This is a genomic window from Trichocoleus sp. FACHB-40 (assembly GCF_014695915.1).
Lineage (GTDB): Bacteria > Cyanobacteriota > Cyanobacteriia > Cyanobacteriales > FACHB-T130 > Funiculus > Funiculus sociatus.
The window spans coordinates 75,416-91,110 of the sequence record NZ_JACJPF010000052.1 but is presented as its reverse complement, the minus strand read 5'-3'; the positions used below and the strand labels follow the sequence as shown (position 1 = coordinate 91,110).

Genomic DNA, 15,695 nt, shown 5'->3' with positions numbered 1-15,695 from the left:
ATGAAACAACCCTACCTTAAAAGGTGGATAACTCTATAAAGTTATATAGTGACGCAAACTCATGTCCAATTTACAGAAAACCAAGGACTCGCTGGAGAGTCATCGCCAGCAATTTCCAGCCTTGGCGAATAAAGCGTATTTCAATTATGGCGGTCAAGGCCCGATGCCCCAAGCGGCTTTGGATGCAATTTACCAGTCCTATGAATACGTGCAGCGTTCGGGGCCATTTTCCACAGAGGTCAACGCTTGGGTTATAAAGGAGGCGAATGAAACTAGAAGCGCGATCGCCAAATCCCTCAACGTTCCGCCAGAAACTATTACTTTAACTGAAGATGTCACCGTAGGCTGCAATATCGCCTTGTGGGGTATCGACTGGCAAGCAGGCGATCGCTTACTCATTTCTGACTGCGAACACCCAGGCATTATCGCAACTGTACAAGAACTCCAGCGGCGTTTTGGCATCGGAGTTGACTGTTGTCCCCTAATGGCGACATTGAACGAAGGCAATCCAGTAGCAGCGATTAGCGATCATCTGCACCCGAAAACCAAAATGGTAGTGCTGAGTCATCTTCTCTGGAACACCGGACAAGTCCTACCCCTGGGTGAAATTGCTGAGGCGGTACGCCAGCATTCCCATAATCATCAGCCTGTAAGAATTTTGGTAGATGCGGCTCAATCTGTGGGTTCTTTGCCACTAAATCTAACAGAATTAGCTGTTGACTTTTATGCCTTTACTGGCCACAAATGGTTGTGTGGGCCAGAAGGTGTGGGCGGTCTTTACGTACGACCGGAAGCCTTAGAAAACTTAAATCCCACCTTTATTGGTTGGCGCAGTATTGTACCCAGTAAATCTTTACCCTACAGTTGGCAACCGGACGGGCGAAGATATGAAGTAGCAACATCCGCCTATCCACTTTACGCTGGGTTAAGGGCAGCGATCGCGCTACATCAGCAATGGGGAACCCCAGAGGAATGTTATCAACAAATCCGAAATTTGAGTAAATATCTCTGGCAACGTTTAGCTGAAATTCCCAGCATCCAATGTCTGCGAAATGCACCACCAGAATCAGGTCTTGTCTCCTTCAAACTTAAAGACAAACCAAACCATCAAAAGTTAGTAGAATTTTTGGAAACACAAGGCATACTTGTGAGGACAATCAACAATCCAGACTGCGTTCGTGCCTGCGTTCACTATTTCACCATCCCTGGAGAAATTGATCGCTTAATTGAAACAATTCAAGAATTTGATGGCTAATAGCTAATTATCAATTTCCAGTCTGGACTTAATCAATAGCAACCCTAAACCGTTTATGAAATCTTCCCTTTTTCTTCTTTCTCTTTCTAAGTCTCAAAGCACAGGCTCCGCGAAGGCGGTTCATAAACTTTTACAATTCCTGCATGAATTGCCATATTAGCCATTCCCAATGACCCATCCAATTTTATACGTAGCGATCACGAATCACGGCTTCGGCCACGCAGTCCGGGCGGCATCCGTCGCAGCGGAAGTACAAAAACTGTATCCTGAAATTCTGCTAATTCTAGTAACAACAGCACCACGCTGGTTGCTAGAATCTTACATTACAGGAGATTTCATCCATCGCCCCCGTGCTTTTGATATTGGCGTTGTGCAAGCTGATAGTTTCGCGATGGACAAAGGCGCTACCCTGGAAAAATTGCGGGAGATTCGCGCCCAACAAAAATCTATAATTGCTGGAGAAGTAAGTTTCATTCGCCAAAATCGAGTAGGTTTAATTTTGGCAGATATTCCCCCTCTAGCAGCATCAATTGGGAAAGCTGCGGATATTCCTTGTTGGATGCTGAGTAATTTTGGCTGGGATTTTATTTATCGGGCGTGGGGAGGGGAATTTCTGGAAATTTCTGATTGGATTAGCGAATGTTATGCAGGATGCGATCGCTTATTTCGCTTACCCTTCCACGAACCCATGAGCGCTTTTGGCAATATTACAGATGTTGGCTTAACCGGAGGTAATCCCCGCCACAATTCCGACGAACTGCGAGCTAAATTTGGAATTACAGCACCAAGAGAGCAAACTATCTTACTCACTTTCGGCGGCTTAGGTTTGCAAGAAATTCCCTATGACAACTTGCAGCAGTTTCCCGATTGGCAATTCATCACCTTTGACCGAAATTCGCCCGATTTCCCTAATTTACTCAAAATTACAGACCAGTCTTACCGCCCAGTAGATTTTATGCCCCTGTGTGGGCGAGTGGTTTCCAAACCAGGATACAGCACCTTTGCCGAAGCTTTGCGGCTGGGAGTACCCCTAGTGACGTTAACACGAGAGGGCTTTGCAGAAGCGCCCTTGTTACTTGAAGGCATTCAAAATCATGGGTATCATCAAATTCTGAAACCTGCTGAGTTTTTCCAGAGTAACTGGGAGTTTCTGCGTCAGCCTTTGCTTACACCCCGCCAGTCTCAGATGGTAGCAACGGATGGAACGGAAGCGATCGCGCAGACCATCGTCAGCTATTTCCAAAATCGTTAATACTTTTTCCCGCTATGAAGCAATACCAACAGCTGCTTAAATTTCAAACCCCCGGCAAATCTTTGCACAAAATAACGCCCAAAATTCAAGCTATTGTCGCCGATTCGGGCGTACAAACTGGACTTTGCACCCTGTTTTTACTTCACACCTCAGCCAGTCTACTCATTCAAGAAAATGCCGATCCAGATGTTCTCAAAGATTTAGAAAACTTCCTCTCCAAACTCGTTCCGGAAAACAGCCACTACTTCCACAGCACTGAAGGCCCAGACGATATGCCAGCTCATATCCGCACGGCGCTGACTCATACTTCTGAAAACATACCCATTGCCAGAGGAAAATTACTACTAGGAACGTGGCAGGGAATTTATATTTGGGAACATCGACAGCGCAGCCAATATAGAGAGGTGGTTGTTCATATAAACGGGGACTAATAACTGTTTTAAAGTCGGCGATCTATTGCTTGCTCTGGGTGTTCAACAGTGCCACTTTCTACAGTTAATTCCTCGTCAATAGGTAGTAATTTTACAAGCTGTAAAGTCAGGAGAATCAGATAGAGAGGATTGAGCAATAAGTAGCGTTTCCAGAGGCGTTTTGGTTCCTTACAAAGGCGGAACAGCCATTCTAAACCAGCCCATTGCATCCAAGCTGGAGCTTCTGGAATGTTGCCTGAATGAAAATCAAAAGCAGCACCCACAGCAATTATGGGACACTTTAGCTGATAGCGATGCTCAAAAGTCCATGCTTCCTGGCGAGGACAACCCAAGGAAACAAAAACAATTCCTGCCTCAGATTTGCGGATTTCTTCGGTGTATGCGGCATCTTCTTCTGGTGTCAGAGGACGGAAAGGAGGGGAAATAACACCAGCAATTATTAATTCAGGAAACTTTTGTTTAAGCTTAATTTGCAGACTCTCCAAAACTGTTTCTTTGGAGCCATATAGAAAAATACTGATTCCTTTAACAGCAGCTTGTTCGCAAATTTGTAACATCAGTTCTGGCCCTCGGACTCGGTCTGCAAGTACCTCTTCGTCACTATCACGAAGAAGATTTAGCGCCCAGCGCACAGGTTGACCATCAGGAGTAACAAGGGTAAAACGCTTCAGCTGTTCCCCATAACCATCGGGATCTAGATAAGCGGAGGTAATGCTATGGACATTAGTGGCTGCTACTGTACAAGATTGATTTAATTGGGCGCTTTGAATAATAAAATCTGTGCTTTCTTTATAGTTAGTCCTGCTAACGCCAATTCCCAATACATTAGTCTTACTTGGAGGTGATATAAAAGTGCGGATGTTCATCTTCGTCTTGAAATTATAGATATTTTTCATGGCAATCATAATTCACCTCTGTATTTAATGTTTTGCTTACTGCAACGTGAGTGACATCTAATATTTTTGATTTTTGATAGGTTTATTATCCTCGATATACTTGGGTAAGTAATCCAGCCGCTTTTGCTATGGATGGAAGTAATTTCCAGTGTTTATTAATTCATCGTTAGTATATATAAATTATTAGCTATACCTTTCTTATTTACATCGGCAAAATTGCTGAAATTAGCACTGTTAAACGAATTGCCGATATAAAATTTTACCTTTAGAAAAAAGCCAGATAACATTACCTGAATTTTGTATTGTTTTAGGAAAAAAAACTTTACTTTTAGTGCGCTACGCGCTGCGTGTAGATGAGCGAACAACCTAGCTTAGGACGGTATATCCGCCAAGCAACAGCGATCGCCTACGCAGAGGCTTCTAGCCAAGTAGAAAAATTAAAAATTAGATTACACCCTCTTCGCAGACAAGTTTACGCGAGATGGCAGAGGCAAGATATGCGTGAAATCACTGAATCTGTCCAGAAGCGATCGCAAAGATTCAGTGATGCTCCCCACGCAATCGAGGATAGATTTTAGCGAGGATGATAACAGGCAGTCTAACAAAAGCTTTTTTAGTCCGGATCGGCATTTTGGCTTAGTGATCGCTGCCCCTGGTAATGAACTGCATCGATCTCATGCCGTTTCTACATCAGGTGTTGTCCAAAGGTGGTTGCTTCTCAATCCTGAGGAGTAGAGAACAAAAAACTGTAATCGCCAGTCTTTATTGAGTGAACCTAAACATCAAAATTTCTCAAGCTATCCACAACTCTTATCCGGTAACAGCAGATCGACAGTTGTAGATACAGGACAGACAGTAAGCTTCACTTTTTTGGAAAAAAGGATTCACAACACAGGAGCAGTATCATGAATGTATCTGAGTATACAGTAAGAAATATTAGTCTGGCAAGCTGGGTTTCGATTCCGCAACAAGAAGTTACCGTCAACAAAGCCCCCAAAGCGAAAGCAACTGCCAAAAAGCCTTTTGAACCCCTCAAACCATTACGCCAGTGGATGGATAACTTACAAGTGCGCGATGCAAAGCTTGCTCATCGCCTCTGCAAAATGATTCCCGCCCAGTGTCCGTTTGAGCGCGATATCAAATTATTCAGTAAAGTTCTGTTCCACATTCCGCCCATGTGTAAGCTAAACCCGCTTTATGATGAAGTAGTGGGTCTGCGTTTCCGGGCGCTGTGCTATCTGGCAGATGAGTGTGGAGAAGATATCGCCGCATACTGCTAAGATTTCATGGGACTGGAAAAAGGCACCATCGGATGTGCATAGTGACTGGATATCATGGCTATCATTGCCCTGAGAGGCTGGTATCTCCAAGAGTATGAGCCGATCAAAGAATTAGAGAAACGTCCCCACGATCTGCGGCTGAGCAAAAATAGCTTGCTGAAGTCGGGACTACGAGCAGATTTTTTAGAAGACAGCCAAGATGTAAAAGGCTCAGAGTGGTTTAAGCGCTACCTAGAAGGAGAAACAGTCGAGTTTTATATCGAAGGTAGCGGTGGCTATACAATCTCTAACATTGACCTAACGAGCCACGAGATTTATTTCACCAAGCAAGCGGCGATGGCGAATTTGGAACCAACGATCTTCCTGTGCCATCAAACCGAATATACGGCATCTAGCGTTGCCCTGCGCGAGGGACTGGTTGATGCCCTGGAGACATTAAACACGCGATCACGTCTACCTTTGACACTGGAAGAATCTGGTCGTCCCACGGGCGTCCCACATCGGCTCAGCAACACCCAGATGCGAAAAATCCGCAAATGTCTGCTATTTGTTGCCGATGGGACACCAGTGACTGGCATTTCCAAGGAAGAGACGACGTTGTTAATTCCCAGCCCCAATGTTTGTGTAGAAATTGGTTACGCCTTGCAAAGCAAGCGTTCTGAACAACTTTTGTTAGCTCAAATGGAGCGAAATGACCTAGCAGGGGAGTTTCCTTTTGACTTTCCCAACCATCAACAACTGTTATTCACCACAGCTTCGGAACTACGTCAAACTTTGCCCCCACTGCTGGAAACCCTGCTACATCGGTTTAATTTGTTTTCCTAATAGTATTTCTTTGTCTTGTTACTAGGGGTCGCCTCCCAGCCTTGCTCTCCGGGCTTGCGCTTAGAACAAGAGTAGAGATAGAGATGTAAGCCTCAATAAGGTCTTTCTGACAACTTCCGTAGAAATCAGGTGTAATTTTCGACCGTTCTCGGCACATAATAATCAGGATGGATTGAAAATCGATCGACCATATGCCGAGAACTCCCACCGAATACGCCGTATACCTAATGATGGAAGGCGGTCATAAAGCTGAAGTGCGTTTTGCAACTATTCAAGAGTTTCAAAAATGGTACAGCGGCGAACTGATGCCCAAAGCCTCTTCAACAGACTTCATCAGTGTGCCGATAAAAAATGTCCAGGGTGAATACATGGTCGTGCGTCCGGTCAGCATTCGGGCAATCCGGGTGGAACCTGTCTTCGCCGGAAGTGTCGATAGAAGTGACTACGAATAACTATCGATTTCCCTTTTGGTGTAAGTAATGAGAAAGACATTTGCTTTGCTTTCCCTGAGTTTTGGTATGGCTATGGGAAGTCTCAGTTTGCCTGTCTTGGCTAATGTTCCCTCCCTCCCCCTGCGCCCGATAAACCCAAACTTGCTGAATCTCACCTGTTGTCGGTCAGATGCGCTGGGGTTAGATGACCAACTGTGGGGAAGGAACGGGAAAGCAGGAGACAAAAAGGCGCTCATCGCCTCTCTTGACAACAGTCTGCGCTATCTACAGACAAACGATGCAGCTGTTGCTTACCAGAAGTATCCGGTTCCGGGAATTACGCTTTCTCGCGTCCGCCGCTCGTTGGTACGCTTTCGTCAGCTGGTTATCAATTCCCGAAACCCCGCCGAATTGCAAGCTGCTGTGAAGCGCGAGTTTGTCTTATACCAGTCTGTAGGCAAGGACGATAAAGGTAACGTCCAATACACGGCTTACTACGAACCAACCTACACAGCTAGTCGCCAGCAGACGGCAGAGTATCGCTATCCTATTTATGGGATGCCGTCGAACTTCCAGTCTTGGCCCAAACCGCACCCTACACGGGTTGAACTGGAAGGGGAGGATGGTTTGCTGGGGGAGAAAAGCCCACTAAGAGGGCTGGAAATAGCTTGGCTACGCGATCGCTTAGAAGCATTCCTGGTGCAAATCCAAGGCTCTGCTCAACTCCAGATGACCGATGGCACCATAATGACAGTCGGTTATGCGGGGGGAACTGATTATCCTTATACCAGTGTGGGGAAAGAACTAGCCAAAGATGGCAAACTGCCTCTATCAGGTTTAACCTTACCTGTGCTAATCAAGTATTTCCAGCAAAATCCCCTGGAAATGAGTAACTATATCCCGCGCAATAGTCGCTTTGTCTTCTTCCGGGAAACCAACGGTGCGCCAGCAATGGGAAGCATTGGGGTGCCAGTAACAGCGGAGCGTTCAATAGCTACAGATAAGTCTCTCATGCCACCGGGAGCCTTAGCGCTAATTCATACGCGAGTTCCCTACTTTAATAGTCAAGGTCAGATTGAGCAGCGCCTAGTGAGTCGCTATGTACTTGACCAGGATAAGGGAAGTGCAATTCTAACTCCAGGTCGAGTAGATTATTTTATTGGGACAGGAAAAAAAGCAGGCGATCGCGCTGGTGTTACTGGTGGCAATGGGCAACTATATTACCTACTACTTAAACAGTAAGTAGGTTGGGTGGAGCAATAGCGAAACCCAACAAGCGAATGATTAAGGTTGGGTTTCACGCAACGACCCAACCTAAAATGTGGCTTTATTTTTGCCTTTTGCCTTTTGATTTTTAGTAGGGTGGTTCACCATACTCAAATTCATCATCGTGGTAAACAAAAGAACTGGCAACACCCGCCATTTCCATCTTGGAAGTTTCCGCTTTCGGTTTTTCCTTCCCGAACTCTTCGTACTCCTCAAAAGTCTTACAAATAATCGCCGACTCCTCAGAACTAGAAGCAATCAGATAATCAGTTAAAGTTTTCGCTGTGGGATGCTCATAATCTACCGTACTAGCTACCAAAGCCGTATTTGAACCACTACCCCTTTCTTCCATCTCAATCAAGGGACAAAAAACGCCGTGAGCATGAAACAGCGCCCCTTTCGGTGTTAGAGGTTGTTTGCGGTACTCAGCATAAGCCTTTTCCAATTCCCCAATAAATCCGCCTACTACTTGACCTTGCTTAATGTCACAGTATGATTTGCTAAAGCTAGCACCAGCAACACCATTCAATGTTAATTGCAGGGGTGATTGATGGAGGAAGTTTTTGTTTTCACCCACTAAAAAAATCAGGTGACGAGTGAAGGTCTTAAACTTTAGCTTATCTGCCAAGAAAGCGTCATAGTTATCTTTTAGAGTACCCAGTTTCGCTCCACTTTCCCGATCTTTAACAGATAATGGCCCCCGTCGTACTATAACTATGCGTGGGGTGGTCGTGATTAATAGCGTTTCGACTCCGGTGCTAAATTCATGCTGTACTTGCTGCCAATTTGCATCTGGAGTAAAGCCCACGGCGTTAGCATTATCCAGCTTAATTGCCAATCCGTGAGGTTGAATCCCACTTTTGCTGTACCGAGGATTGATCATCTGGCACCAAGGCAGCACTTGAGAAGGGGGGGCGTTGAACTTGTCGTCGTCGAAGTCGAAATTCGCAGATGCGTTCATTGTCTTAGGCATCGAAGTCTTCTGCTGATCAAGTTTACAAGTCGGTGAAATGTGACGGTGTGCCAAAGGCCACTTCAGGAATTGGCAATATAGCACAATTCTCTGGCACTTAAAGTAGACGATTCGATGGTAGCGCGGCGGGAGCTGCACGCCAACTTTGAGCCTCAGCCGATGGCAGAATACTCCTATGATTGACCACCATCACCTGTTGAAAGAACTCCTCTCCACCTTTTTATCAGAATTTGTGGATCTGTTTTTGCCGATGTCACAGCACACTTAGTTGGTAACTCCCTGATTCTCCTAACTCTGGAAGTGTTTACAGATGCCACTTTTGGGGAGTGATACGAAGCTAATTTAGTTTTGCCAGCTCAACTTAGAGAGCAACAGTCTCTTTTTATCATTCATGTGGAACACCAGGGGCGTTAGGAAACGGATTTTAACAAGCGAATGTTCTGCTAATTCTTCCAACTGTACGCGCCCTGCCTATAGCCGTACTCAGTCGATTGTATGGGGGGATTGCCCTCCCTGCTACAGGAAGCGTTACAGTTTAACTCTTCGGGAAGCTTGACGCGATCGCTTCTTTCTCCCAATCGCGATCGCACCCATACTCCCAAAAAATTATTTTTCCTGAACATAATTACCTTCCCAATTTATAGTATCATTTACTACAGATATTTTTGCCAAAACGTCCTATACATGGCCAGATTAAACGTGACGTGACAGCAAAGAAGAGTTAATATTTACTATCCTTTACAAAAGATATTGATAAAACGTGAGTTTTATCAATATCTACAACATGGAAGCATCATTTGAAATTACCCTGCAAATGGTTTTAACCGTTATTGCAGGAATCAGCGCCCAGGTTATAGCCGAATATCTCCAGGTTCCCAGCATCGTCTTTTTGTTGCTATTTGGTATTTTACTGGGGCCTGACGGATTGAGCGTGCTACACCCTAACCAGCTAGGAACTGGTTTAGAAGTCATGGTTGCCCTGTGTGTAGCAATCATTCTCTTTGAAGGCGGGCTTAACCTGGAACTTAAAGAAATGGGTAAAGTTTCCGGTAGCCTGCGAAATCTGGTGACGCTGGGGACGCTTATAACGCTGCTTGGAGGAGGCATGGCGGCTCACTGGTTGGGCGAATTTCCCTGGCCTATTGCCTTTCTCTACGCATCCCTGGTAGTGGTAACGGGGCCAACAGTAATCAGTCCCCTACTCAAACAGGTGCAAGTAGACCGACAAGTGGCAACGCTTTTGGAGGGAGAAGGCGTTTTAATTGACCCAGTGGGGGCAATCCTTGCGGTCGTCGTGCTAGACACCATTGTGAACGCGGATACTGATCCCCTGGAAGCTTTCATCGGTCTTATCGTGCGTGTAGGCATCGGCGGCGGTATCGGCGTTGCTGGTGGTTGGTTGCTGGGTTTGATTCTCAAACGCGCCAAGTTTCTTTCCGAAGACTTGAAAAACCTGGTAGTTCTGGCTGGGTTGTGGGGTTTGTTTGGTCTGGCGCAGACAATCCGCAGCGAGGCGGGATTGATGGCAACAGTGATGGCGGGAATTGTCCTGGGTGCTGCCTCTATCCCAGAGGAGCGCCTGTTACGGCGCTTTAAAGGACAATTAACCATCTTCAGCGTCTCGGTATTGTTTATTCTCCTGTCTGCTGACTTGTCCATTGCCAGCGTGTTTGCTCTGGGGTGGGGCAGCTTGTTCACCGTGTTGGCGCTAATGTTTATCGTGCGCCCGATTAACATCGGCTTGTGTACGTTGAATAGTGGGCTGAATTGGCGACAAAAGTTATTTTTATGCTGGATTGCTCCCAGAGGGATTGTTTCTGCGTCTGTTGCGTCCTTGTTTGCCATTTTTCTGACGCAGTATGGCATCAATGGCGGCGATTCCATCAAGGCGCTGGTTTTCCTCACTATTATAATGACCGTATTTTTCCAAGGGCTGACGGCGCGTTGGGTTGCCGCCTGGTTGCGAATTAACCCTCAGAACGCAACTGGGGCTGTAATTATTGGTTGTAGTCCCTTAAGCCGCTTGATTGCTCGTCTATTTCAAGAGCGGGGAGAATCTGTGGTGCTGATTGATACAGACCCTGAAGCTTGCAAAATCGCTGAACAGGAAAATCTGCGGGTGTTCTTGAGCAGCGGTTTGGATATGGAAGTTCTGGAAGAGGCGGGACTCGCCTCTATGGGAACTTTTGTGGCGATGACGAATAATGGGGAGGTGAATTTAGTGTTGGCGCAACGAGCCGCAGAAGAGTTTCGTCCGCCTCGCGTTTTGGCAGTCTTCCCGCAAGCCAATATGGCGACTAATAATACAAAGGTTCACCAAGCTTTTATTCCTCAGCTGTCGGTAAAGAATTGGAATCAGTACCTTAGCGAAGGGCAGGTAAAGTTAGGTAAAACGACGCTTAGAGAGGATGGGTTAGCTTTTCAACAAGCTCATCTACAAGCCTTAATTCGTGCTGGGGAGCTAGTGCCATTATTGTTTGAGAGAGAGCAGCTTTTCCAGGTGGTGCCAGCAGCAGAAGAGTGGCAGCCTGGAGATGAGATTATTTATCTGCTGCATGACCCTAGACCTAAACTGTTGAAGCGGTTATCGGGTGGGAGTCCCTCTTCTCGTCTGGCGTTGGAGAAGTTGCCAGAAGTGGAGGAAGTGCCGATTTCTGCGGTAGGTGTTGGTGTGGGGGAACTCAAGGTTGAGAATGCTGTACAGCCTCCTGTTTCTGGATAAAGACGAGAGACGAAGCGAGGCTGAGCCTAGTAACCAGCATTTTTTAATTTTTGTTGGTGAAAGTTAGGGAGTTTGAATCAATTTCTGCTTGAGTTATATCTGGCTCTGAGGTTGAAGATATGGCTTTTAATTCCATTTGAAGCCGCGTTTGCTGTCTTTCCTGCACCAGTAGTGCGCCGAGATGAGTGATGGCGAGCGCGATCGCGCTCACAGATAAAATGTAGCTGTGTATTGTATATAGGTGTTCCACGGTTGCTGTGGTTATCCCGCCGCCACCAGTAAGGATGTCTCGCAACTGGGAACCAATAAAAGGAATCGCTTCGATGGTTTGCAATTCGATGCTTAAACGCCAGTAGCCTAGCTGACTCCAATCGAGTATCATAGCTGTCCATGCTAGCGCGATCGCATTTAAAGTAAAGAAAATTACGCTAATCCACCCAGTCAACCAGCTTTTTGTAAATTTCCTCCCTAGAAACATCACTACTATTTCGATTAGGGAGACTACAATTACCCCATTTCCAGCAATGTCGTGAACGTCACGAATTAGCGAACCATTGGGAACTTCAGTTGCAATATTCTTTAAAGATTCGTAAGCGCCTCCCGCAGACGGTTCGTAGTAAAAAGCCAACAAAATACCCGTAAAAGCTGCACTTAAGCTTAATGTAAGAATAGAGACTGCCAGGATTGTCGCCAGTCGCCGGAAAATGAATTCATACTTCTCGGTATTCATCGTTAAATTTACTTTTCTTAACTAAAACTTTACATTTAGTAATATATTAACGATGGCATCCAGGGAAGTAATTGTTCTAAGTGCGTATATCTTCAGACAGAGTTTGAACAAGAGTAAGTTTAGGTTGGCCCTTGGAAGGAAACCCAACCCAATAAATGGGATTAATTATTTGTAGGATGGGTTAGCGATGGCGTAACCCATGCAGATGTTAGGTTTCCTACGTCAACCCAACTACAATTATTCTCAACTTTCATCTTTGAGAAACCCATTTTCTCAAAACTGGCATCACGCCAAATACGGCACCCAAGTCTTGAAAGGCTCTGGGGAACCGTACCAAATGCCGGGGGTTCTGGGAGAATGTTTCACACCTTCAATTACCAGATTGGTTGCTCCCTCTAGATGAGCAGCTTCAATCGGGGTAATCCCGTCTCCCCAGGTGTTACCGACTCCGCAAGTTAATTTATAACTGCTGTATGCTAGCCACTGACCTGGACGCCTTGCACCGTAGATGGACTTACCAGCGACACAGACATAGCGCACCTTTGGGTAAAAGGCTCCCGGATAGTTGATTTTGACAAAATCTAGATTTTTTTTAGTCCAGCGTTCGCCACTGATATGAGGCGTTCCCAATGTTAGTAAAGTGGCAACATAGGGGTGAGCGTGCCAAAGTCCAGCGTCATCGGTGACATCTTTGTGAATCGAGTAAGGTGTTTCTCCCAGATATATGCGGGAAATCCAGCCGCCTGCTGAGTGACCGATTAGGTTAATCTGAGAAACGTTGTATTGCTGCAACATTTGTTTTACCGTGCGGTCGAGTTGCCGCAAAATGGGAATCATCGACCGACCTCCCACGGTGGGGAACCAATCCCGACCGCGCAAGGGGACTGTGACGGCGGGAAAACCCAGCTGTTGTAAAGATTGTTCTAGTTGACGGTAGGCGATCGCGCCTTCCAAATATCCGGGCAAAATGACTGTAGGCAACACGATGTTAAATTTTGGATTGTAAATTCTATTGTGCAACCAGGCATACTCTACGGTATTGGCGTTGGCCCCGGCGACCCTGAATTGATTACTGTTAAAGGACTCGGTATTCTGAAACGAGTGCCGATAGTTGCTTTTCCCGCAGGCGTACAAGGTAAGCCAGGAATGGCTCAGCAGATGGTGGCACAATGGCTCAATTCCAGCCAAGTGCAGCTGGCTTTGAGTTTTCCTTACGTGCAGGATAATGACATTTTGACCCAGGCTTGGCAAGCAGCTGCCGAACGAGTTTGGCAATATTTAGAATTAGGTCAAGATGTCGCCTTTGTCTCGGAAGGCGATGTGAGTTTCTACAGTACGTTTACCTATTTGGCGCAGGCGCTGCAACAACTGCATCCGAAAGTCGTGGTACAGACTATTCCGGGAATTTGTTCGCCAATGGCGGCAGCGGCAGTTTTGGGCATTCCTTTGACGATTCGCGCTCAACGCTTAGTTGTGTTACCAGCGCTCTACACTGTAGGAGAATTGGAAGCGGTGCTGGATTGGGCAGATGTGGTGGTGCTGATGAAGGTGAGTTCGGTTTACGAACAGGTTTGGAAAGTGTTGCAGCAGCGCGATTTGCTGGAGCAAGCTTATGTGGTGGAACGAGCAACATTACCAGATCAGGTGGTTTATGCGGGGTTAAGACTTCGCCCTAATTTGAAGTTACCCTACTTTTCGGTATTAATTGTCCAAGTCACTAAATCACCTAATTGAAGGCAGCTGGCAACTTCTGAGCATTGGCGGCGGTCTTCCCTATAGAGCCGGAAAATAAAATTAAGATTTCAGGTACCCTGGACTTTAAACATTGAGATTCAAATTCAAAATCTGAAACTAATATAAAAAGCGTGTGCATCTTTAAGAGCGCGATCGCCTGCTATATAAGCGCGAATCATTTGACCTGATTCCCAGCCTATCCCATCGCTGAGGAGTGTAAAAAAAACCTGCTATGTCCCATCTATCATTCATTAAAGACCTGCCTGGAAAGGTTTCTCAACCGCCTGTGATTGCCGCCTTGGCTTCCGTGGGCCTTCACGGACTATTGGCATACACTCTGCCCAGTTTATCTGCATCGTCTAAGCCGGAGGAGCAGAAGCCGCGAGGAACTGTCAAAGTAGTGCAGTTAACTCCGGCAGAACAAAGCCGTATCCCGCAACTGGCACCGCCGCCTGTAGCGCTGCCTCTTCCTAACCCAACCGGGATGTTCCCGCCTTTGCCGCCGCCGTCGTCTGACGCGCTGCCGCCTATCCCTAATATTCCCAACAATTATCCATCACTGGCTGACGCTTTGCCGCCGCCTAGTATAACAATCCCGTCTGATATTTTGCGGATACCGGGCGCACCGCCTCAGATAAGGACAAAGGGGGATTCTTTCAAAATCTCAGCGGCTCCCTCGGCTGTACCTCGTTATACACCGCCAGATCCCCGGAAGTTTGACTGGCGCGATCGCATTCGTCAGTCTGAAAGGTTGCCCTCTGGTGTCCAGTCTGACAAGTTCGACCCTTCCAACCTTCCGCCGCCACCTCCTTTTTCCCAGCCACAACCTTCTACTACTACTGAGGCACAATCTTCTCCTAATCCCGAACCACAATTTTCTCCTAATCCCCAACCACAGTTTTCTCCTAATCCCGAACAACGTTCTGCGACTACTGAACCACAATTTTCTGCTAATCCCCAACCACCATCTTCTACTACTACTGAACCACAACCTTCTGCTACTCCTGAACAACGGACATCCCCGCAAGAGCTAGCGCAGGCGCGGGTGCCGCAACTGCTGGCAGATCAACGACTGCTACGACAAGATTTTAAAGAAGATGAAATCAGCTCCAGTGATAATGACGGAAAAATAAAAGCTGGTCGCTGGTTGACAGAACGGGGAAAACGTGCATGGCAAGAGATGACAATCGTTGCTACCTATCCTAAAGATGCCTGCTTCATGCAGCGCGAAGGCACTGCTAAGGTTGCAGCTTTGGCGGATGCTAATGGAAACCCAATCGGACAGCCGGATCTGCTTCAGAGTTCGGGCGATCGCATCTTGAATAAAAAAGCCCAGGAGGTTGTTAAGAACTATAAATTTCAACCAACGGGTGAAGAACAAGCTTACATGGTGGGTGTGAAGTTTGACTACAACAAGGAAAGTTGTCCCCAGGTGAGTTCTGTACCACGCGATCGCACTTCTACACGAACTCCAGAATCGTCAAAACCGCAAGCTTCTCCAAAACCGGAAACTTCTACTAAACCAGAAACTTCTACCAAACGAGAAACCGAAGCCAAACCTGAAGAGTTAAGCAGACCCAACGAGTCGCGCAAACCGGAAAGTTCTACTAAACCGGAAGCTTCTCCCAAGCCAGAAACTTCTACTAAACCGGAAGCTTCTCCCAAACCGGAAGAGTCGTTTAAACCAGAAGCTTCTCCCAAACCAGAAGCTTCTCCCAAACCGGAAACTTCTACTAAACCAGAAGCTTCTCCCAAACCGGAAACTTCTACTAAACCGGAAGCTTCTCCCAAACCGGAAGAGTCGTTTAAACCAGAAGCTTCTCCCAAACCGGAAGCTTCTCCCAAACCGGAAGAGTCGTTTAAACCGGAAGAATCGCCAACTCCAACGGAGAATTAAAAG

16 protein-coding genes are annotated in these 15,695 nt (G+C 46.5%); 11 read left to right on the top strand and 5 right to left on the bottom strand.

Annotated elements, in window-relative coordinates; all coding sequences use genetic code 11:
- Window positions 1–61: 61 nt before the first annotated feature.
- From H6F63_RS11595 to H6F63_RS11585, 3 genes are all read left to right on the top strand, one after another.
- A complete protein-coding gene (locus H6F63_RS11595; RefSeq protein WP_190637471.1) occupies window positions 62–1,255 on the top strand; it encodes an aminotransferase class V-fold PLP-dependent enzyme in 1,194 nt (397 codons plus the stop codon).
- A 169-nt stretch (window positions 1,256–1,424) separates the two neighbouring features.
- Window positions 1,425–2,507: a glycosyl transferase gene (locus H6F63_RS11590; RefSeq protein ID WP_190637469.1), complete on the top strand. Its 1,083-nt coding sequence runs from the start codon at window positions 1,425–1,427 to the stop codon at window positions 2,505–2,507.
- Window positions 2,508–2,521: 14 nt separating this feature from the next.
- On the top strand, window positions 2,522–2,938 hold the full coding sequence (locus tag H6F63_RS11585; RefSeq protein WP_190637467.1) for a secondary thiamine-phosphate synthase enzyme YjbQ: 417 nt from the start codon (window positions 2,522–2,524) through the stop codon (window positions 2,936–2,938).
- Between the two features lie 8 nt (window positions 2,939–2,946).
- Here the strand turns inward: H6F63_RS11585 and H6F63_RS11580 are convergent, their stop codons facing one another.
- A complete protein-coding gene (locus tag H6F63_RS11580; RefSeq protein WP_242019676.1) occupies window positions 2,947–3,843 on the bottom strand; it encodes a WecB/TagA/CpsF family glycosyltransferase in 897 nt (298 codons plus the stop codon).
- Between the two features lie 344 nt (window positions 3,844–4,187).
- On the opposite strand from H6F63_RS11580, the gene H6F63_RS11575 reads away from it, so the two are divergent.
- The 5 genes from H6F63_RS11575 (at window position 4,188) to H6F63_RS11555 (ending at window position 7,612) form a co-directional block, all read left to right on the top strand.
- A complete protein-coding gene (locus tag H6F63_RS11575) occupies window positions 4,188–4,412 on the top strand; it encodes a hypothetical protein (RefSeq protein WP_190419875.1) in 225 nt (74 codons plus the stop codon).
- Window positions 4,413–4,739: 327 nt separating this feature from the next.
- A complete protein-coding gene (locus H6F63_RS11570; protein WP_190637465.1) occupies window positions 4,740–5,114 on the top strand; it encodes a Mo-dependent nitrogenase C-terminal domain-containing protein in 375 nt (124 codons plus the stop codon).
- Between the two features lie 54 nt (window positions 5,115–5,168).
- Complete coding sequence (locus tag H6F63_RS11565) at window positions 5,169–5,939, top strand: hypothetical protein (RefSeq protein WP_190637463.1); 771 nt, start codon at window positions 5,169–5,171, stop codon at window positions 5,937–5,939.
- 191 nt (window positions 5,940–6,130) lie between these two features.
- The gene (locus H6F63_RS11560) at window positions 6,131–6,391 is read left to right on the top strand and encodes a hypothetical protein (protein WP_190424941.1); all 261 of its coding nucleotides are present in this window, start codon (window positions 6,131–6,133) and stop codon (window positions 6,389–6,391) included.
- 27 nt (window positions 6,392–6,418) lie between these two features.
- Entirely contained in the window at window positions 6,419–7,612 is a 1,194-nt protein-coding gene (locus H6F63_RS11555; protein ID WP_190424938.1) for a murein transglycosylase A, read from the top strand.
- Window positions 7,613–7,724: 112 nt separating this feature from the next.
- Here H6F63_RS11555 and H6F63_RS11550 read toward each other — a convergent pair whose 3' ends face one another.
- Window positions 7,725–8,597, bottom strand: a complete 873-nt coding sequence (locus tag H6F63_RS11550) for a DUF5895 domain-containing protein (protein ID WP_190424936.1) — start codon at window positions 8,595–8,597, stop codon at window positions 7,725–7,727.
- A gap of 455 nt (window positions 8,598–9,052) precedes the next feature.
- On the bottom strand, window positions 9,053–9,232 hold the full coding sequence (locus H6F63_RS11545) for a hypothetical protein (RefSeq protein WP_190637461.1): 180 nt from the start codon (window positions 9,230–9,232) through the stop codon (window positions 9,053–9,055).
- 161 nt (window positions 9,233–9,393) lie between these two features.
- On the opposite strand from H6F63_RS11545, the gene H6F63_RS11540 reads away from it, so the two are divergent.
- The gene (locus H6F63_RS11540) at window positions 9,394–11,331 is read left to right on the top strand and encodes a cation:proton antiporter (protein WP_190637590.1); all 1,938 of its coding nucleotides are present in this window, start codon (window positions 9,394–9,396) and stop codon (window positions 11,329–11,331) included.
- Between the two features lie 43 nt (window positions 11,332–11,374).
- Here the strand turns inward: H6F63_RS11540 and H6F63_RS11535 are convergent, their stop codons facing one another.
- Entirely contained in the window at window positions 11,375–12,061 is a 687-nt protein-coding gene (locus H6F63_RS11535; RefSeq protein ID WP_190637459.1) for a cytochrome b N-terminal domain-containing protein, read from the bottom strand.
- 285 nt (window positions 12,062–12,346) lie between these two features.
- On the bottom strand, window positions 12,347–13,048 hold the full coding sequence (locus H6F63_RS11530; protein WP_190637588.1) for an alpha/beta fold hydrolase: 702 nt from the start codon (window positions 13,046–13,048) through the stop codon (window positions 12,347–12,349).
- A gap of 27 nt (window positions 13,049–13,075) precedes the next feature.
- Between H6F63_RS11530 and H6F63_RS11525 the strand changes: the two genes are divergently transcribed.
- Window positions 13,076–13,795 (top strand): precorrin-2 C(20)-methyltransferase, encoded by a 720-nt coding sequence (locus H6F63_RS11525; protein ID WP_190637457.1) that lies wholly within the window; start codon window positions 13,076–13,078, stop codon window positions 13,793–13,795.
- 232 nt (window positions 13,796–14,027) lie between these two features.
- On the top strand, window positions 14,028–15,692 hold the full coding sequence (locus H6F63_RS11520) for a TonB family protein (protein ID WP_190637455.1): 1,665 nt from the start codon (window positions 14,028–14,030) through the stop codon (window positions 15,690–15,692).
- The last annotated feature ends 3 nt before the right edge of the window (window positions 15,693–15,695 follow it).